The following is a 16,192-nucleotide window of genomic DNA, read 5'->3' as shown; positions in this document are numbered from 1 at the left end:
GCGCACGAAGTGTGCCTTCCAGGGGCGCGGGGCTGTACCCGATCAGCGACTCCGTCGCGGGGCGCGACCGGCATGCCCCTGGGGCGCACGAAGTGTGCCTTCCAGGGGCGCGGGGCTGTACCCGATCAGCGACTCCGTCGCGGGGCGCGACCAACCGGGCCCCAGGGGGCGCACGAAGTGTGCCTTCCAGGGGCGCGGGGAACTGCGCGAGCAACCACGACGGCGCAGCAGTCGGCGACAAGCGTCAGCCCCTACGGCGGCGCCCCGCACAGAGTCAGTGGCCCGACGTGGCCTTCAGGCCGATGATCGCCACCAGAAGCAGCACGATGAAGAAGACCCGAGAGACCGTCGCCGGTTCACCGAGCGCCAGCATGCCGACAATCGCCGCCCCCGCCGCCCCGATCCCGACCCACACCCCGTACGCCGTCCCGATGGGCAGCGACTTCGCCGCGTAGGAGAGCAGAAGCATGCTGGCGACAATGCCGGCGCCGGTGAAGACGCTCGGCCACAGCCGGGTGAAGCCCTCGGTGAATTTCATGCCGATCGACCAGGCGACCTCGAGAAGTCCGGCGATCACGATCAGGATCCAGGCCATGACTGGCACCTCCGTCAGTGGTTCTCAACAGGGGTGCGTCGTCTTTGCGGATCCCGGTACGGCGCGTCTCGTCGGGCTCCCTCCAAGATAGCAAAGGACACGCAAAAGGGGCTGGTGACAACGGTCACCAGCCCCTCAGCCAGAGCCTGGAGCGGAGCTACAGGTACAGGCCCGTGGAGTCCTCGGAGCCCTCGAAGCGGTCCGCGGCGACGGCGTGCAGGTCCCGCTCACGCATCAGCACGTAGGCCACCCCCCGCACCTCGACCTCGGCCCGGTCCTCGGGGTCGTAGAGCACCCGGTCACCGGGCTCGACGGTCCGCACGTTCTGCCCGACCGCGACGACATCGGCCCAGGCCAGCCGCTTGCCGACCGCCGCCGTGGCGGGGATGAGGATGCCGCCACCACTGCGCCGCTCGCCCTCGGAGGCGTCCTGCCGCACGAGCACCCGGTCGTGGAGCATCCGGATGGGCAGCTTGTCGTCGTGGGGTGTGCTGTGCTTGTCGTTGGCGCTCACGGCGACGAACTTACCTGCCCCCGCGCCCGGCGACTCCCCAGGGTCAGCCCTTGCGACGCCGCGAACGCACGGTGAGGAGCCCGACGACACCGACGGCGAGCAGCGCGACCGGCACGATCCGCTCCAGACGCGGCGCTCCCTCGTCGGTGACCAGCTGCCCCTTGACGTCCGAGACCAGCCGGTTCGCACTGACGTAGGCCCGGCCGAGGGTGTGGTCGACCTGGGCTGCGACCTTGGCCTTCGCGTCGCCGACGATCGTCTTGGGGTGCACCCGCACCCCGATCTCGTCGAGCGTCTCGGCCAGGGCGTCACGGCGGCGCTTGATGTCCGCCTCGATCTGCGCCGGCGTCCGCGTCTCCGGCGTATCCGACCTGCTGGACGTGTCCGACACCGCGCTGCCTCCGTGATCGCTGCGTTTATTGCACTCTGCTTGCTGCTTATGGACCGTACTGACGGACAGTCTGTCAGCTCACCGCCCCCCGCACCCCCCGGCACCCCCATTCCCCGCATTACGCTCGGGCTGAGTCACCCACCCGCGAGGAGATCGAGCGACATGAGCGAGCGACTGCAGCCCGGCGACACCGCCCCCGCCTTCACCCTTCCCGACGCCGACGGCAACGAGGTCTCCCTCGCCGACCACAAGGGCCGCAAGACGATCGTCTACTTCTACCCGGCCGCCCTCACCCCCGGCTGCACCAAGCAGGCCTGCGACTTCACCGACAACCTCGACGTGCTGGCCGGCGCCGGCTACGACGTCATCGGCGTCTCGCCCGACAAGCCGGAGAAGCTCGCCAAGTTCCGCGAGAAGGAGCACCTCAAGGTCACCCTGGTCGGCGACCCCGACAAGAAGGTCCTGGAGGCCTACGGCGCCTACGGCGAGAAGAAGCTCTACGGCAAGGTCGTCACCGGAGTGATCCGCTCCACGGTGATCGTCGACGAGGAGGGCAAGGTAGAGCGAGCCCTCTACAACGTGAAGGCCACCGGCCACGTCGCCAAGATCATCAAGGACCTGGGGATCTAGCCAGGGCAACCGGCGGATCTCCCGCCCGGGGCCGCCACCCCCGGCCGTACACTGACGGAGCGACATTCACCCGAGAGGCTGAATGTCCGTTTTATTGCGGTCGTGGTGGAATTGGCAGTCACGTCGGGTTTAGGTCCCGGTGGGAGAAATCCCGTGAGGGTTCGAGTCCCTCCGACCGCACGAGGCACCGCGAAGGGGCCGCCCGGACCACCGGGCGGCCCCTTCGCCGTACCTGACACGGGTTCAGCCGCGCCTCAGCCCAGCAGTTCCTTCACCACCGGCACCAGCGCGCGGAACGCCTTGCCTCGGTGGGAGATCGCGTTTTTCTCGGACGGGGTGAGTTCCGCGCAGGTGCGGGTCTCGCCGTCGGGCTGGAGGATGGGGTCGTAGCCGAAGCCGTTGGTGCCGGAGGGCTTGTGGCGCAGGGTTCCGCGGAGTTGGCCCTCGACGACGCGCTCCGTGCCGTCGGGCAGGGCGAGGGCGGCGGCGCAGGCGAAGTGGGCGGTGCGGTGGCGGTCCTCGTCGATGTCGCCGAGCTGGGCGAGGAGCAGGTCGAGGTTGGCCTTGTCGTCGCCGTGGCGGCCGGCCCAGCGCGCGGAGAAGATGCCGGGGGCGCCGCCGAGGACGTCGACACAGAGGCCGGAGTCGTCGGCGACGGCGGGCAGACCGGTGGCCCTGGCCAGGGCGTGCGCCTTGAGCAGGGCGTTCTCGGCGAAGGTGACGCCGGTTTCGCGCACGTCCGGGACGTCGGGGTACGCGTCCGCGCCGACGAGGTCGTGGGGCAGGCCTGCGTCGGCGAGGATCGAGCGGAGTTCGACGATCTTGCCGTTGTTGCGGGTGGCGAGGATGAGGCGGGTCATGCCCCCCAGTATCGCGGGACTCGCCCTCGCGGCCCGGCTACGGGGTGCAGACCTTGGTCAGTTCACTCGCGGCGTCGGTGACGGGCTCGACGTTCGGGGTCGCGTCGCCGTTCTTGATGGACGTACGGACGTTGTCCACGGCCGTGCCGAGGTCGTCGACGGCCTTCGACACGTCGGCGTTGTCGGTCTTGTCGCCGATCTCGTCGAGGTTCTTGTCGATGGAGTCGAGCGCCTCGCTCGCCTGCGTCGGGTCGTTCGCCGCGTTCTCCACGGCCTGCTGGAGGTCGACGACGCTGTCGGCTATGGCGTCGGCGGTCCGGACGCAGTCGAGGGCCTTGTCGACGGCGGAGCAGCCGGCGGCGGCCGGGACGGCGATCAGTGCCGCGGTGGCGGCGAGTACGGCGAGACGGTGGTGACGGGATCGTCGGCGCGCGGGCATGGAACGGTCCTCCCCTGATGTACGGACGGGCGGGCGACGGCCGTTGTGGTGCGCCGTCCACCTGTCCGTAGTGACGCAGTCGGTGGCTGGGTGGTTGCCACCCTACTTGGGAGGTTCTTTACCTGCGCGAGGCCTGCGCGAGGCCTGCGCGAGGTCTACGCGAGGTCCTTGCCGAGGGTGCTCTCAAGTGCCTTGCGCTGTGCGGCGGCCAGCTCGTCGCAGCCCAGAACGGCCAGGTCGAGAAGGGAGTTGAGCTCGTCGCGGGCGAAGGGCTCGGCCTCGGCGGTGCCCTGGACCTCGACGAAGCGGCCGTCGCCGGTGCACACGACGTTCATGTCGGTGTCGGCCCGGACGTCCTCCTCGTAGCGGAGGTCGAGCAGCGGGACGCCGCCGACGATGCCGACGGAGACGGCGGCGACGGTGTCGGTGAGCGGCTTGCGCCCGGCCTTGATGAGCTTCTTGCCCTGGCCCCAGGCGACGGCGTCGGCGAGTGCCACGTACGCGCCGGTGATGGCGGCGGTGCGGGTGCCGCCGTCGGCCTGGAGGACGTCGCAGTCGAGGACGATCGTGTTCTCGCCGAGGGCCTTGTAGTCGATGACGGCGCGCAGCGAGCGGCCGATGAGGCGGCTGATCTCGTGGGTGCGGCCGCCGATCTTGCCGCGGACGGACTCGCGGTCGCCGCGGGTGTTGGTGGCGCGGGGCAGCATCGAGTACTCGGCGGTGACCCAGCCCTCGCCGCTGCCCTTGCGCCAGCGCGGGACGCCTTCGGTGAAGGAGGCCGTGCAGAAGACCTTGGTGTCGCCGAAGGAGACGAGTACGGAGCCTTCGGCGTGCTTGCTCCAGCCGCGCTCGATGGTGATCGGGCGGAGCTGTTCGGGGGTGCGGCCGTCGATGCGAGACATAAGGGTGAGCGTATCCCGGTACGGCGAAGGCCCCGCTGCCTGGTTCGGGGGCGGCGGGGCCTTCGGGTGACGGCGGTCAGTCCGTCACATCATGTCTTCGATGTCGGCGGCGATCGGGTCGGCGTCGGTGCCGATGACGACCTGGATGGCGGTGCCCATCTTGACGACGCCGTGGGCGCCGGCGGCCTTCAGGGCGGCCTCGTCGACCTTGGAGGGGTCGATGACCTCGGTGCGCAGGCGGGTGATGCAGCCCTCGACCTCTTCGATGTTGTCGAGCCCGCCGAGCCCGGCGACGATCTTCTCAGCCTTCGTGGCCATTTCGTTCTCCCTGTTTCTTCGGGCCCGCCTTTGGGCCGCTTTGTCACGGTAACCCACGGTTGGCTCAACTTCGCGAGCGGTAGCGCCACCCGTGACGAAAGATGACGAGCACGTGGACCGACCCGTCCCGCAACTGGTCTACACCAGTTGACCACTCTATCCAACGCCCGCCAACCGTTGCTCTGTTCCGGGAGGACGCCCATGAGTTCCGAAGCAGCCGCAGCCCGCCCGAGCCCCTGGAGCAACTTCTTCCAAGGCCTGCAGAAGATGGGCCGCAGCCTTCAGCTGCCCATCGCCGTGCTCCCGGCCGCGGGCATCGTCAACCGGCTCGGTCAGCCGGACGTGTTCGGCGCGGACGGTCTCGGCTGGACCGATGTCGCCAAGGTGTTTGCAGGTGCGGGCGGTGCGCTGCTCGACTCCGACCTCGGTCTGCCGCTCCTCTTCTGCATCGGTGTCGCGATCGGCATGGCGAAGAAGGCGGACGGCTCGACGGCGCTCGCGGCGGTGGCCGGCTTCCTCGTGTACCGGGGCGTGCTGCACCAGTTCCCGGTGGACTGCCCCAAGGGCCAGGCCCTCGCGGGCGCGGTGTGCATCGACTACTCGAGCAAGGCGGCGGCCGCCGCCACGTACCAGAACCCGGGCGTGTTCGGCGGCATCGTCATCGGCCTGCTCGCGGCCTTCTTCTGGGTCCGCTTCCACCGCACCAAGCTGGTCTCGTGGCTGGGCTTCTTCAACGGCCGCCGGCTCGTCCCGATCATCATGGCGTTCGTCGGCATCGTCGTCGCCGTCCTGTGTCTGTGGGTCTGGCCGCCGATCGGTGACGGGCTGGAGAGCTTCTCCAACTGGCTGCAGGACCTGGGCGCGATCGGCTCCGGCATCTTCGGCGTCGCGAACCGGGCGCTGCTGGTCATCGGCCTGCACCAGTTCCTGAACGTCCCGCTGTGGTTCCAGTTCGGCTCGTACACCAAGCCCGACGGGACCACGGTGCACGGCGACATCAACATGTTCCTCAGCGGCGACCCGCACGCGGGCATCTACCAGACGGGCTTCTTCCCGATCATGATGTTCGCCCTGCCGGCGGCCTGCCTCGCGATGTACCACTGCGCGCGGCCGGAGCGGCGAAAGGCGGTCGGCGGCATGATGGTCTCGATCGCGGCGACCTCGTTCGTCACGGGCATCACCGAGCCGATCGAGTACTCCTTCGTCTTCATCGCGCCGGCCCTGTACGCGGTGCACGCGGTCCTCACCGGTGTCTCGATGGCGGTGACCTGGGGGCTCGGGGTCAAGGACGGCTTCAGTTTCTCCGCGGGACTGATCGACTACGTCATCAACTGGGGGCTGGCGACCAAGCCATGGCTGATCATTCCGATCGGCCTGTGCTTCGCAGTCGTGTACTACGCGGTCTTCCGGTTCGCGATCACGAAGTTCGACCTCAAGACCCCGGGCCGCGAACCCGAGGAGGAGGTCGAGGACGTCACCAAGGCGTGACCGGCTCCCCGCCGACCGACCCCCGACCGACCCCTCCGTGAAGGGCCCCCGGACCTCTGGTCCGGGGGCCCTTCGTCATGCCTGGACCTCACGAAGGCGTAACGGCCGCCACAGCGGGTTCCTTACGCGGAACTCACATGTTAAAACTGGTCTACACCAGTGAGTGGTGTAGACCAACGAGGGTTGTCCGAGGGGTGTCCGACGGACGTCCAGGGCGGCGCCTTGCCATCTTGGAGGAAGCAATGAGTACGGCCACCGCCACGGCGGCGCCCGCGAAGAAGCGGGGCTCCGGCCTGTTCCAGGGTCTGCAGAAGGTCGGCCGCAGCCTTCAGCTGCCGATCGCCGTCCTTCCGGCCGCGGGCATCCTGCTCCGTCTCGGGCAGTCTGACGTCCACGACAAGCTGAACCTGCCCGACAAGGTCACGGCGGTCTTCGCCACGGCCGGCGGCGCGATCTTCGACAACCTCCCGATGCTCTTCTGCATCGGTGTCGCGATCGGCTTCGCGAAGAAGTCCGACGGCTCGACGGCGCTCGCCGCGCTGGTCGGCTTCCTCGTCTACAGCAACGTGCTGAAGGCGTTCCCGGTCGCCGAGGCCGTCGTCAACACGACGAAGAACAAGGGCGTCGACGTCGCGGCGACGTACAACAACCCCGGTGTCCTCGGCGGCATCATCATGGGTCTGCTGGCCGCCGTGCTGTGGCAGAAGTTCCACCGCAAGAAGCTCGTCGACTGGCTCGGCTTCTTCAACGGCCGCCGTCTCGTCCCGATCATCATGGCCTTCGTCGGCGTCCTCGTGGGCGTCTTCTTCGGCCTGGTCTGGGAGCCCATCGGCGAGGGCATCTCGAACTTCGGCGAGTGGATGACCGGCCTCGGCGCCGGCGGTGCCGGCCTCTTCGGCCTCATCAACCGCGCGCTCATCCCGGTGGGCATGCACCAGTTCGTGAACACCGTCTCCTGGTTCCAGCTGGGCGACTTCACCGACGCCACGGGCGCCGTCGTGCACGGCGACCTCAACCGCTTCTTCGCCGGTGACCCGACCGCCGGCCAGTTCATGTCGGGCTTCTTCCCGATCATGATGTTCGGCCTGCCGGCCGCCGCGATCGCCATCGCGCACTCCGCCCGCCCCGAGCGCCGCAAGGCCGTGATGGGCATGATGGTCTCGCTGGCCCTGACCTCGTTCGTCACCGGTGTGACCGAGCCGATCGAGTTCTCGTTCATGTTCATCGCGCCGGTCCTGTACGCGATCCACGCGGTGCTCACGGCCGTCTCCATGGCAGTCACCTGGGCCCTCGGCGTCCACGCGGGCTTCACGTTCTCCGCGGGCTTCATCGACTACTTCCTGAACTGGAACCTGGCGACCAAGCCCTGGCTGATCATCCCGATCGGCCTGGTCTTCGCGGCGGTCTACTACACGCTCTTCCGCTTCGCGATCACCAAGTTCAACCTCACCACCCCGGGCCGCGAGCCCGAGGAGGAGATCGAGGACATCACCAAGTGATCCTCGGCTGAGCGCGCCTGAGCCATCGGGAAGGCCCCGGAACCGTACGGTTCCGGGGCCTTTCGCGTTGCCGCGAACGCGGGTCAGATCTCGTACGAGACCCCGGGCGCCGCCAGTTCGACGGGGCCGTCGTACACGTCCCGCGCGTCCGCCAGGTTCACCTGCGGGTCCGTCCACGGCGGGATGTGGGTCAGGACCAGCTTGCCGGCGCCCGCGCGGCGCGCCGCCTCCCCCGCCTCACGGCCGTTGAGGTGCAGCGCCGGGATGTTCTCCTTGCCGTGCGTGAAGGCGGCCTCGCACAGGAACAGGTCCGTGCCCTCCGCCAGTTCCTCCAGCGCCTCGCAGGGGCCGGTGTCCCCGGAGTACGTGAGCGAGCGGCCCTCGTGCTCGATGCGGATCGCGTAGGACTCGACGGGGTGGCAGACCTTCTCCATCCGCACCGAGAACGGCCCGATCCGGTACGAGCCCGACTTCACCGTCTGGAAGTCGAAGACCTCGCTGAACGCGGAGGCCGACGGGGCGTCCGCGTGCGCGGTGGTGAGCCGCTGCTCGGTGCCCTCGGGTCCGTAGACCGGGATGGCCTCGCAGCGGCCGCCGTCGTGGCGGTAGTAGCGCACGACGAAGTACGCGCACATGTCGATGCAGTGGTCCGCGTGCAGGTGGCTGAGGAAGATCGCGTCCAGGTCGTAGAGACCACAGTGACGCTGCAGCTCGCCCAGGGCGCCATTGCCCATGTCGAGGAGCAGCCGGAAGCCGTCGGCCTCGACGAGGTAGCTCGAACAGGCCGAATCCGCGGACGGGAACGACCCCGAGCAGCCGACGACGGTGAGCTTCATGAGAGCCGGAACCTCCGCGCTGGCGGTCGGAATGCGGGGTGGAGCCACATGGGGTGGAGCCCGATGAGGTCCGTCGAGCGTAAGGCGCAAAAGGGCGAGTGGCTCCTCCGTCACGGGCCGTTGTGGGGGAACTCACCTGCGCTGTCACCGGTTCGGGGGGCCTTGGGGCGTGTCTGCGCCGATGGCGCGCCCCCGGCGGCCCACCGGTACCGTCGGGGCTATGGACACGTCCTGGTGGCTCGCGCTCGCTGCCGTCGTGCTGCTCGCGCTCGTCGCGACGCTGGTCGACGGGTGGGGGCGGCGGGGGACGACGGAGCGCCGCCGGACCCGGGTGCCGCGCGGGCGGCGGGCCGGGGGGCCGCAGCCCGGGGAGATCTGGTGGGCGAAGGTGCCCTACGAGGACGGGCCCGGGGGCAAGGACCGGCCGTGCCTGGTGCTCGGGGTGCGCGGGAGCGTGGCGCTGGTCGCGAAGATCACCAGCAAGTACCACGACGAGCGGCCCGGGGTGATCGCGTTGCCGCCGGGGTCCGTGGGCGATGCGGGGGGTCGCGCCAGCTTCCTGGAGACGGACGAGCTGCGCGAGGTGGGGTTCTCGGCCTTCCGTCGCCGGGCGGGTCTGGTCGACCCGCTGGTGTGGGACCAGGTCCGGCATCTGGGGTGGTGAGTTTCCCGTTCGTCGCCGGGTGCGGGTCCGGTGGGGCTTCTCGCGCAGTTCCCCGCGCCCCTGAAGGCACACTCCGTGCGCCCCAGGGGCCCGCGGGCGAAGTCGAGAAGCTCAGGCCCAGAGTTGGCCGTGGAGGACCTCGATCGCTTCCTCCGTCGTGGCCGCCGTGTAGACGCCCGTCGAGAGGTACTTCCAGCCGCCGTCGGCGACGACGAACACGATGTTCGCGGACTCGCCGGCCTTGACGGCCTTGCGGCCGACCCCGATCGCGGCGTGCAGCGCGGCCCCGGTCGAGACCCCGGCGAAGATGCCCTCCTGCTGGAGGAGTTCCCGCGTCCGCGTCACCGCGTCGGCGGATCCGACGGAGAAGCGGGTCGTGAGGACGGAGGCGTCGTAGAGCTCGGGGACGAAGCCCTCGTCCAGGTTGCGCAGGCCGTAGACGAGGTCGTCGTAGCGCGGCTCGGCCGCGACGATCTTGACGTCCGGCTTGTGCTCGCGCAGGTAGCGCCCGACGCCCATCAGCGTGCCCGTGGTGCCGAGCCCGGCGACGAAGTGGGTGACGGAGGGGAGGTCCGCGAGGATCTCCGGGCCCGTCGTGGCGTAGTGCGCACCCGCGTTGTCCGGGTTGCCGTACTGGTAGAGCATCACCCAGTCGGGGTGCTGCCCCGCGAGCTCCTTGGCCATGCGCACGGCCGTGTTGGAGCCGCCCGCGGCGGGGGACGGGATAATCTCGGCGCCCCACATGGCGAGCAGGTCGCGCCGCTCCTGGGAGGTGTTCTCCGGCATGACGCAGACGATGCGGTAGCCCTTGAGGCGGGCGGCCATCGCCAGTGAGATGCCGGTGTTGCCCGACGTGGGCTCGAGGATGGTGCAGCCGGGGGTGAGCCGGCCGTCCTTCTCGGCCTGTTCGATCATGTGGAGCGCGGGGCGGTCCTTGACCGAGCCGGTCGGGTTGCGGTCCTCCAGCTTCGCCCAGATCCGTACGTCGTCGGAGGGCGACAGCCGCGGCAGGCGCACCAGGGGGGTGTTGCCGACCGCGGCGAGCGGGCTGTCGTAGCGCATAGGTCGAGTCGCCTCGCTCAGCGCATGCCGCCGGCGACGGCCGGCAGGATCGTGACGTTGTCGCCGTCGGCGAGCTTGGTGGTGATGCCGTCGAGGAAGCGGACGTCCTCGTCGTTCAGGTAGACGTTGACGAAGCGGCGCAGCTGGCCCCCGTCCACGATGCGGGCCTCGATCCCGGTGTGGCGGGTCTCCAGGTCGGCGAAGAGCTCGGCGAGGGTCTCGCCCTTGCCCTCCACGGCCTTGGCGCCGTCGGTGTAGGTGCGGAGGATGGTCGGGATGCGGACCTCGATGGCCATGCTGGGCTCCTGTCAGGAGTCGGAAGTCGTGTGGGTCGTGCCGAGTCGTGCGGTGAGCGCGCGGCGGCGCGGTCGGGCGGAGCAGGGTGAGGCGGGGCCGCGGCTCAGGGCCTGACGGCGGTGCGGCTCAGCGCGGACAGATGGCGCTGGCGAGGCGGCACAGGTCGACGTGCAGCCGCGCCACGAGCAGCATGCCCGGCGTCTTTTCGCTCACGTCGTGGAAAACCATGCGCTCATCGTATCGATTCCCGCCCCGCTCCCAGGAGTGTGATCTCACCATGCGGTCGAAAATCGTCTGTATGGCGAGATGAACCCGGGACTCAGGCCGTGACCTCGACCTCTTCCTCGGTGATCTCGCCGTCGACGATGCGGTACGAGCGGAACTGGAAGGGGCCCGCGTCGTCGGTGTCGGCGGTGGAGACGAGGACGTAGTGGGCGCCCGGCTCGTTGGCGTAGGTGAGGTCGGTGCGGGACGGGTAGGCCTCGGTCGCGGTGTGGGAGTGGTAGATGATCACCGGCTCCTCGTCGCGGTCGTCCATCTCGCGGTAGAGCTTGAGCAGGTCTCCGGAGTCGAACTCGTAGAACGTGGGCGAGCGGGCGGCGTTCAGCATCGGGATGAAGCGCTCGGGGCGGCCCTCGCCGACCGGGCCGGCCACGACGCCGCAGGCCTCGTCGGGGTGGTCCTTGCGGGCGTGCTCCACGATCTGGTCGTACAGCGCCTTGGAAATCGTCAGCATGCGGCCAGGATAAGCAGGAGGGCCGCCCCGTACCGGATCGCGGTACGGGACGGCCCGACTGGTGAGACGTTGCGGGTCAGCCGCGCTTGGCGAAGGCCGCGCCCTGGGGGTTGCGGGCCTTGAGGACCAGGTACGCGACGGCGAGGATCAGGCCCCACACCGGTGCGCCGTAGAGCGCGACGCGGTTGTCCTTGTCCATGCCCATCGTCACGACGACCAGGCCGATGAAGGCGAGGGCGAAGACGCTGAACCAGATGCCGCCGGGCGCCCGGAAGTCGGACTTGGGCAGCTCACCGCGGTCGGACTTGAGGCGGTAGCGGATCTGGCAGATCAGGATGACGATCCAGGCCCACATGCCGGAGATGGTGGCGAAGGAGACGACGTAGTTGAACGCCTCGCCGGGCCACTGGTAGTTGATCCAGACGCCGACCATCATCAGCGCGGCGGAGACCGTGGTGCCGACCAGCGGCGTGCCGGACCGGGTCAGCTTGGTGAAGGCCTTCGGGCCCTGGCCGTTGAGCGCGAGGTCGCGCAGCATGCGGCCGGTGGAGTACATGCCCGAGTTGCAGGAGGACAGGGCGGCCGTCAGGACGACGAAGTTGACGATGCCCGCGCCGGCGGCCATGCCCATCTTGTCGAAGGCCTCGACGAACGGGGAGACGCCGGGCTGGAACGTGGTCCACGGGACGACCGAGAGGATCATGATCAGGGCGCCGACGTAGAAGACGGCGATGCGCCACGGCACGGTGTTGATGGCCTTGGGCAGGACGGTCTTCGGGTCCTTCGACTCGCCCGCGGTCACACCGACCAGCTCGACGGCGAGGAACGCGAACATGACCATCTGGAGGGTCATCGTGGTGCTGCCGATGCCGTGCGGGAAGAAGCCGCCCTGGTCCCAGAGGTGGGCCACGGAGGCGGTGTCGCCGGCGTCGGAGAAGCCCATGGTGAGGATGCCGGCGCAGATCAGGATCATGCCGATGATGGCGGTGACCTTGACCATGGAGAACCAGAACTCCAGCTCACCGAAGAGCTTCACGGAGATCAGGTTGGCGCCGTACAGGATGCAGGTGAAGACGAGAGCGGAGAGCCACTGGGGGATGTTCCACCAGTACGTCATGTAGACGGCCGCCGCGGTGACCTCGGTGATGCCGGTGACGACCCAGAAGAGCCAGTACGTCCAGCCGGTGACGAAGCCCGCGAAGGGGCCGATGAACTCGCGCGCGTACTCCGAGAACGAGCCGGAGACCGGGCGGTACATGAGGAGCTCGCCGAGCGCCCGCATGATGAAGAAGATGACCAGGCCCGCGATGGCGTACGCGAGGATCAGGCTGGGGCCGGCCTTCGAGATGCCCTTGCCCGCGCCGAGGAAGAGGCCGGTGCCGATGGCGCCGCCGATGGCGATCATCTGGATCTGCCGGGCTCCGAGGCCCCGCTGGTAACCCTCGCCGGAATCGCTCACGGCCTCATTGCCGGCTGAGTCTTTGTCGTGCTGCTCGACCTGCACTGAGGTCATGGTGGTGCGCCTTTCTCCATGCCGATCCGTGCCGTACGCGGCTCGGATCGACTGTGACGATCCTTCGGGGCGAACCCCTGGATGGATGGAGCTGTGCCTACCGGCGGTCTGCCGGTCGGGGCGCCCCCGGCGGGCAGGGGGTGGCGCCTGCCGGGTGGTCGTGAAGATTTATCACGGCGTTCACAGTGATCGGGCGAGGCGCGTGTGGCGCACACCACGGGAACAAGGGGACAAATGCCGCACCGAACGGCATTACGGAGCGTGACAGTGACGCGATCGTTATGCGGATTTGAGCGTCCGCTGAGCGAACGCGCTTACCTCGATCTTGGGCACGCCGCCCCACCTTGTCCTGACAGGTCAGGGCATAAGGGTTTCGACCAGAGTCTCCTGGAGACCGCCGAGCCACAGGTACGCCATCACCATGGGTTTCCGCGCGTCCTCGTCGGGGAGCCGGTAGAGGAGGTCCGTGTCCTCCTCGTCGGTGATCTCCAGCCGGGTGCCGATGGCCAGGCGCAGGTCGTTGAGCGCGCGCATCCACCGCACCGACTCCTCGGGCGAGAGCTTGAGCACCGCTCCCCCGTCACCGGCCGGGCTCAGCGCGTCCAGCGAGCGGATCACCGCGAGGGCGTCCTCGCGCTTGCCGGCCCGCAGGTCGTTCTCGGTGAAACGGCGGAACTCCGAGGAGTACGCCCGCAGTTCGTCGGGGTCCTCCCGCTCGGAGACGCCCGGACCGCCGTACGCGTCCGGGAGCAGCCGGCGCAGCACCGCGTCGCTGGGCGGCTCGCTTGGCCCCTCGGCGAACAGCTCGGCGAGCGGATCGTCGGAGACCTCGCCACCGGGCCCGGGGCCGATCAGCTCCAGGAGCTGGACGGCGAGCGAGCGGATGATGGAGATCTCGACGTCGTCGAGGGCGACGGCGGCGCCGCCTCCGGGGATCGGTTCGAAGTGTCCGGGCATGAGTACGGCGTTACTTCCGATCCTGTTGCAGCGTGGCCCACAGGCCGTATCCGTGCATGGCCTGGACGTCCCGCTCCATCTCCTCGCGGGTGCCGGAGGAGACCACGGCCCGCCCCTTGTGGTGGACGTCCATCATCAGTTTGGTGGCCTTGTCCTTGGAGTACCCGAAGTACGTCTGGAAGACGTACGTCACGTAACTCATCAGGTTCACCGGGTCGTTGTGGACCAGGGTGATCCAGGGGACGTCCGGCTCGGGGACCGCGGAGAGGTCCTCCGTCGTCTCGGGGCTTTCGATCTCAAGGGGTGCGGGAGCCGTCACACGGCCCATGCTGCCACCAGGAGGCGTGAACCGCACAAACGAGCCGCTCGGGTGTGCGCCACGTGGCCTCGCCCACACGCGCCACAGAAATCGTCACACTGACGCTAATTCGGGGTAGCATCCTCAGCATGAACACAGCGGACCTTGGCCTGCCGGTGGACGTTCCGTCGACAGCGCTCTTCACCGACCACTACGAGCTGACGATGCTGCAGGCCGCCCTCCGAGCGGGCACCGCCGACCGGCACTCGGTCTTCGAGGTCTTCACCCGGCGCCTGCCCGAGGGTCGTCGCTACGGCGTCGTCGCGGGCACCGGGCGCGTCCTGGACGCCGTCGAGAACTTCCGGTTCGGCGCCGGCGAGCTGGGCTTCCTGCGCGAGGCGGGCATCGTCGACGAGCCGACCCTCCAGTGGCTCGCGGACTACCGGTTCTCCGGCGACATCTGGGGCTACCCCGAGGGCGAGGTCTACTTCCCCGGCTCCCCGATCCTGCGCGTCGAGGGCTCCTTCGCCGAGTGCGTGCTCCTGGAGACGGTGATCCTCTCGATCCTCAACCACGACTCGGCGATCGCCGCCGCCGCCTCCCGCATGGCCTCGGCCGCGGGCGAGCGGCCGCTGATCGAGATGGGCGCCCGGCGCACCCACGAGCTGGCCGCGGTCGCCGCGTCCCGCGCCGCGTACGTGGGCGGCTTCGCCACGACCTCGGACCTGGCGGCCGGATTCCGCTACGGGATCCCGACCGTCGGCACCTCGGCCCACGCGTTCACCCTGCTGCACGACTCCGAGCGCGACGCGTTCCGCGCCCAGGTCGACACGCTCGGCGAAGGAACGACTCTGCTCGTCGACACGTACGACGTGCAGGAGGCCGTCCGCACGGCCGTGGAGATCGCCGGGCCCAAGCTCGGGGCCGTCCGGATCGACTCCGGCGACCTGCTGCTCGTCGCGCACCGGGTGCGCCAGCAGCTCGACGACCTCGGCGCCAAGGACACCAAGATCGTGGTCACCTCCGACCTCGACGAGTACGCCATCGCCTCGCTCGCGGCCGCGCCCGTGGACGCGTACGGCGTCGGCACCCAGCTGGTCACCGGCTCGGGGCACCCGACCTGCTCCATGGTCTACAAGCTCGTCGCCCGCGCCGAGTCCGCCGACCCGAAGGCGCCGCTCGTGCCGGTCGCGAAGAAGTCGGTGGGCGGGAAGGCCTCCGTCGGCGGCCGCAAGTGGGCCGCGCGCCGGCTCGACCAGGACGGGGTCGCCGAGGCCGAGGTCGTGGGCCTGGGCCCGGTCCCCGACGAGCTCGCCGGCCGGCAGCTGCTCGTCGAGCTGGTCCGGGGCGGCGAGGTGCTGGCCCGCGAGCCGCTGGACGCGGTGCGCGAGCGGCACATCGCGGCGCGCGACGCGCTGCCCCTGTCGGCGACCCAGCTCTCGAAGGGCGAGGCCGTCATCCCCACCGAGTACGCCTGACCGTCCGCGGCCACCGGGAGGGGGCCCGTGCCCTCTCCCGCCCGCCCTCTCCCGTTCCGCGAGCCGAGCTTCTACGCTCGTAGTCTCCCAGCAGAAGGACACCGACCATGCGCCGCGCCCTGATCGTCGTAGACGTGCAGAACGACTTCTGCGAGGGCGGCAGCCTCGCCGTGGCGGGAGGTGCCGATGTCGCTGCCGCGATCACGGATCTGATCGGGCAGGCCGGCGGCGGTGGCTACCGGCACGTGGTGGCGACCCGCGACCACCACATCGCGCCGGGCGACCACTTCTCGGCGAACCCGGACTACGTCGCCACCTGGCCCGCGCACTGCGTCGCCGGCACGGAGGGCGTCGGATTCCACCCGAACTTCGCGCCCGCGGTCGCCTCCGGCGCCATCGACGCCGTCTTCTCGAAGGGCGCCTACTCGGCCGCATACAGCGGGTTCGAGGGGGCCGACGAGAACGGGGTGCCGCTGGCTCAGTGGCTGCGGGACCGGGAGATCTCCGAGGTCGACGTCGTCGGGATCGCCACGGACCACTGTGTTCGGGCCACCGCGCTGGACGCGGCCCGCGAGGGGTTCCGCACCCATGTGCTGCTCGACCTGACGGCCGGGGTCGCCGCCCCGACGACCGAGGCGGCGCTGGAGGAGATGAAGGCGGCCGGGGTCGAGCTCACCGGCAAGCCGGTCGTCGCCTGAGCCCTGAGCCTTGATCC

At 69.6% G+C, this 16,192-nt stretch carries 21 protein-coding genes, 1 tRNA gene and 1 riboswitch; of the genes, 7 read left to right on the top strand and 15 right to left on the bottom strand.

Annotated features, from left to right (window positions below; genetic code table 11):
• Positions 1–274: 274 nt before the first annotated feature.
• The 3 genes from ACIBTU_RS09960 to ACIBTU_RS09950 form a co-directional block, all read right to left on the bottom strand.
• Entirely contained in the window at positions 275–595 is a 321-nt protein-coding gene (locus tag ACIBTU_RS09960; protein WP_399125496.1) for a DMT family transporter, read from the bottom strand.
• A gap of 32 nt (positions 596–627) precedes the next feature.
• A riboswitch (guanidine-III (ykkC-III) riboswitch) is annotated at positions 628–698 on the bottom strand.
• A gap of 54 nt (positions 699–752) precedes the next feature.
• Positions 753–1,055, bottom strand: coding sequence for a GroES family chaperonin (locus tag ACIBTU_RS09955; protein WP_399125788.1), 303 nt, complete (start codon positions 1,053–1,055; stop codon positions 753–755).
• 97 nt (positions 1,056–1,152) lie between these two features.
• Positions 1,153–1,500 (bottom strand): DUF3618 domain-containing protein, encoded by a 348-nt coding sequence (locus ACIBTU_RS09950; protein WP_399125495.1) that lies wholly within the window; start codon positions 1,498–1,500, stop codon positions 1,153–1,155.
• A gap of 162 nt (positions 1,501–1,662) precedes the next feature.
• Between ACIBTU_RS09950 and bcp the strand changes: the two genes are divergently transcribed.
• Positions 1,663–2,130: a thioredoxin-dependent thiol peroxidase gene (gene bcp, locus ACIBTU_RS09945; protein ID WP_399125493.1), complete on the top strand. Its 468-nt coding sequence runs from the start codon at positions 1,663–1,665 to the stop codon at positions 2,128–2,130.
• Between the two features lie 96 nt (positions 2,131–2,226).
• A tRNA-Leu gene (locus ACIBTU_RS09940) sits at positions 2,227–2,310 on the top strand.
• 74 nt (positions 2,311–2,384) lie between these two features.
• Here ACIBTU_RS09940 and rdgB read toward each other — a convergent pair.
• The 4 genes from rdgB to ACIBTU_RS09920 form a co-directional block, all read right to left on the bottom strand.
• Complete coding sequence (gene rdgB / locus ACIBTU_RS09935; RefSeq protein WP_399125492.1) at positions 2,385–2,990, bottom strand: RdgB/HAM1 family non-canonical purine NTP pyrophosphatase; 606 nt, start codon at positions 2,988–2,990, stop codon at positions 2,385–2,387.
• Between the two features lie 37 nt (positions 2,991–3,027).
• Positions 3,028–3,429, bottom strand: coding sequence for a hypothetical protein (locus tag ACIBTU_RS09930; RefSeq protein WP_399125490.1), 402 nt, complete (start codon positions 3,427–3,429; stop codon positions 3,028–3,030).
• Positions 3,430–3,584: 155 nt separating this feature from the next.
• The gene (gene rph, locus ACIBTU_RS09925) at positions 3,585–4,331 is read right to left on the bottom strand and encodes a ribonuclease PH (RefSeq protein WP_399125489.1); all 747 of its coding nucleotides are present in this window, start codon (positions 4,329–4,331) and stop codon (positions 3,585–3,587) included.
• An 84-nt stretch (positions 4,332–4,415) separates the two neighbouring features.
• Positions 4,416–4,706, bottom strand: a complete 291-nt coding sequence (locus ACIBTU_RS09920) for a glucose PTS transporter subunit EIIB (RefSeq protein WP_161303827.1) — start codon at positions 4,704–4,706, stop codon at positions 4,416–4,418.
• 144 nt (positions 4,707–4,850) lie between these two features.
• On the opposite strand from ACIBTU_RS09920, the gene ACIBTU_RS09915 reads away from it, so the two are divergent.
• Together ACIBTU_RS09915 and ACIBTU_RS09910 are read left to right on the top strand one after the other, a co-directional pair.
• Positions 4,851–6,137, top strand: a complete 1,287-nt coding sequence (locus ACIBTU_RS09915; RefSeq protein WP_399125488.1) for a PTS transporter subunit EIIC — start codon at positions 4,851–4,853, stop codon at positions 6,135–6,137.
• Positions 6,138–6,379: 242 nt separating this feature from the next.
• Complete coding sequence (locus ACIBTU_RS09910; protein ID WP_399125487.1) at positions 6,380–7,636, top strand: PTS transporter subunit EIIC; 1,257 nt, start codon at positions 6,380–6,382, stop codon at positions 7,634–7,636.
• Between the two features lie 83 nt (positions 7,637–7,719).
• On the opposite strand, the gene ACIBTU_RS09905 is transcribed toward ACIBTU_RS09910, so the two are convergent.
• Entirely contained in the window at positions 7,720–8,472 is a 753-nt protein-coding gene (locus ACIBTU_RS09905; RefSeq protein ID WP_399125486.1) for an MBL fold metallo-hydrolase, read from the bottom strand.
• A 220-nt stretch (positions 8,473–8,692) separates the two neighbouring features.
• Between ACIBTU_RS09905 and ACIBTU_RS09900 the strand changes: the two genes are divergently transcribed.
• Entirely contained in the window at positions 8,693–9,136 is a 444-nt protein-coding gene (locus ACIBTU_RS09900; protein ID WP_399125485.1) for a type II toxin-antitoxin system PemK/MazF family toxin, read from the top strand.
• A gap of 111 nt (positions 9,137–9,247) precedes the next feature.
• On the opposite strand, the gene ACIBTU_RS09895 is transcribed toward ACIBTU_RS09900, so the two are convergent.
• The 7 genes from ACIBTU_RS09895 to clpS form a co-directional block, all read right to left on the bottom strand.
• On the bottom strand, positions 9,248–10,198 hold the full coding sequence (locus tag ACIBTU_RS09895; protein ID WP_399125484.1) for a PLP-dependent cysteine synthase family protein: 951 nt from the start codon (positions 10,196–10,198) through the stop codon (positions 9,248–9,250).
• 17 nt (positions 10,199–10,215) lie between these two features.
• The gene (locus tag ACIBTU_RS09890) at positions 10,216–10,494 is read right to left on the bottom strand and encodes a MoaD/ThiS family protein (protein ID WP_399125483.1); all 279 of its coding nucleotides are present in this window, start codon (positions 10,492–10,494) and stop codon (positions 10,216–10,218) included.
• A 127-nt stretch (positions 10,495–10,621) separates the two neighbouring features.
• Entirely contained in the window at positions 10,622–10,723 is a 102-nt protein-coding gene (locus tag ACIBTU_RS09885; RefSeq protein ID WP_317453331.1) for a putative leader peptide, read from the bottom strand.
• 91 nt (positions 10,724–10,814) lie between these two features.
• Positions 10,815–11,231: a Mov34/MPN/PAD-1 family protein gene (locus ACIBTU_RS09880; RefSeq protein ID WP_399125482.1), complete on the bottom strand. Its 417-nt coding sequence runs from the start codon at positions 11,229–11,231 to the stop codon at positions 10,815–10,817.
• 76 nt (positions 11,232–11,307) lie between these two features.
• Positions 11,308–12,744, bottom strand: coding sequence for an amino acid permease (locus ACIBTU_RS09875; RefSeq protein WP_399125481.1), 1,437 nt, complete (start codon positions 12,742–12,744; stop codon positions 11,308–11,310).
• A gap of 357 nt (positions 12,745–13,101) precedes the next feature.
• Positions 13,102–13,701 (bottom strand): DUF2017 domain-containing protein, encoded by a 600-nt coding sequence (locus tag ACIBTU_RS09870; protein WP_399125480.1) that lies wholly within the window; start codon positions 13,699–13,701, stop codon positions 13,102–13,104.
• A 10-nt stretch (positions 13,702–13,711) separates the two neighbouring features.
• The gene (gene clpS / locus ACIBTU_RS09865) at positions 13,712–14,029 is read right to left on the bottom strand and encodes an ATP-dependent Clp protease adapter ClpS (RefSeq protein ID WP_188338645.1); all 318 of its coding nucleotides are present in this window, start codon (positions 14,027–14,029) and stop codon (positions 13,712–13,714) included.
• A gap of 119 nt (positions 14,030–14,148) precedes the next feature.
• Here clpS and ACIBTU_RS09860 point away from each other — a divergent pair, with 119 nt between their 5' ends.
• Complete coding sequence (locus tag ACIBTU_RS09860; protein WP_399125479.1) at positions 14,149–15,477, top strand: nicotinate phosphoribosyltransferase; 1,329 nt, start codon at positions 14,149–14,151, stop codon at positions 15,475–15,477.
• A 107-nt stretch (positions 15,478–15,584) separates the two neighbouring features.
• On the top strand, positions 15,585–16,175 hold the full coding sequence (locus ACIBTU_RS09855; protein ID WP_399125478.1) for an isochorismatase family protein: 591 nt from the start codon (positions 15,585–15,587) through the stop codon (positions 16,173–16,175).
• Positions 16,176–16,192 lie beyond the last annotated feature (17 nt).

This window comes from Streptomyces sp. NPDC050145 (assembly GCF_044460245.1).
Classification (GTDB): domain Bacteria; phylum Actinomycetota; class Actinomycetes; order Streptomycetales; family Streptomycetaceae; genus Streptomyces.
The sequence above is the reverse complement of the archived record's forward strand: the minus strand, read 5'-3'. Positions and strand labels throughout refer to the sequence as shown.

Coding starts and splice junctions, on each gene's coding strand:
- ACIBTU_RS09870 (WP_399125480.1), bottom strand. CDS start 13,701: ATGCCCGGACACTTCGAACCGATCCCCGGAGGCGGCGCCGCCGTCGCC.
- bcp (WP_399125493.1), top strand. CDS start 1,663: ATGAGCGAGCGACTGCAGCCCGGCGACACCGCCCCCGCCTTCACCCTT.
- ACIBTU_RS09860 (WP_399125479.1), top strand. CDS start 14,149: ATGAACACAGCGGACCTTGGCCTGCCGGTGGACGTTCCGTCGACAGCG.
- rph (WP_399125489.1), bottom strand. CDS start 4,331: ATGTCTCGCATCGACGGCCGCACCCCCGAACAGCTCCGCCCGATCACC.
- ACIBTU_RS09875 (WP_399125481.1), bottom strand. CDS start 12,744: ATGACCTCAGTGCAGGTCGAGCAGCACGACAAAGACTCAGCCGGCAAT.
- ACIBTU_RS09855 (WP_399125478.1), top strand. CDS start 15,585: ATGCGCCGCGCCCTGATCGTCGTAGACGTGCAGAACGACTTCTGCGAG.
- rdgB (WP_399125492.1), bottom strand. CDS start 2,990: ATGACCCGCCTCATCCTCGCCACCCGCAACAACGGCAAGATCGTCGAA.
- ACIBTU_RS09960 (WP_399125496.1), bottom strand. CDS start 595: ATGGCCTGGATCCTGATCGTGATCGCCGGACTTCTCGAGGTCGCCTGG.
- ACIBTU_RS09930 (WP_399125490.1), bottom strand. CDS start 3,429: ATGCCCGCGCGCCGACGATCCCGTCACCACCGTCTCGCCGTACTCGCC.
- ACIBTU_RS09955 (WP_399125788.1), bottom strand. CDS start 1,055: ATGCTCCACGACCGGGTGCTCGTGCGGCAGGACGCCTCCGAGGGCGAG.
- ACIBTU_RS09885 (WP_317453331.1), bottom strand. CDS start 10,723: ATGGTTTTCCACGACGTGAGCGAAAAGACGCCGGGCATGCTGCTCGTG.
- ACIBTU_RS09905 (WP_399125486.1), bottom strand. CDS start 8,472: ATGAAGCTCACCGTCGTCGGCTGCTCGGGGTCGTTCCCGTCCGCGGAT.
- ACIBTU_RS09910 (WP_399125487.1), top strand. CDS start 6,380: ATGAGTACGGCCACCGCCACGGCGGCGCCCGCGAAGAAGCGGGGCTCC.
- ACIBTU_RS09900 (WP_399125485.1), top strand. CDS start 8,693: ATGGACACGTCCTGGTGGCTCGCGCTCGCTGCCGTCGTGCTGCTCGCG.
- ACIBTU_RS09890 (WP_399125483.1), bottom strand. CDS start 10,494: ATGGCCATCGAGGTCCGCATCCCGACCATCCTCCGCACCTACACCGAC.
- ACIBTU_RS09915 (WP_399125488.1), top strand. CDS start 4,851: ATGAGTTCCGAAGCAGCCGCAGCCCGCCCGAGCCCCTGGAGCAACTTC.
- ACIBTU_RS09895 (WP_399125484.1), bottom strand. CDS start 10,198: ATGCGCTACGACAGCCCGCTCGCCGCGGTCGGCAACACCCCCCTGGTG.
- ACIBTU_RS09880 (WP_399125482.1), bottom strand. CDS start 11,231: ATGCTGACGATTTCCAAGGCGCTGTACGACCAGATCGTGGAGCACGCC.
- clpS (WP_188338645.1), bottom strand. CDS start 14,029: ATGGGCCGTGTGACGGCTCCCGCACCCCTTGAGATCGAAAGCCCCGAG.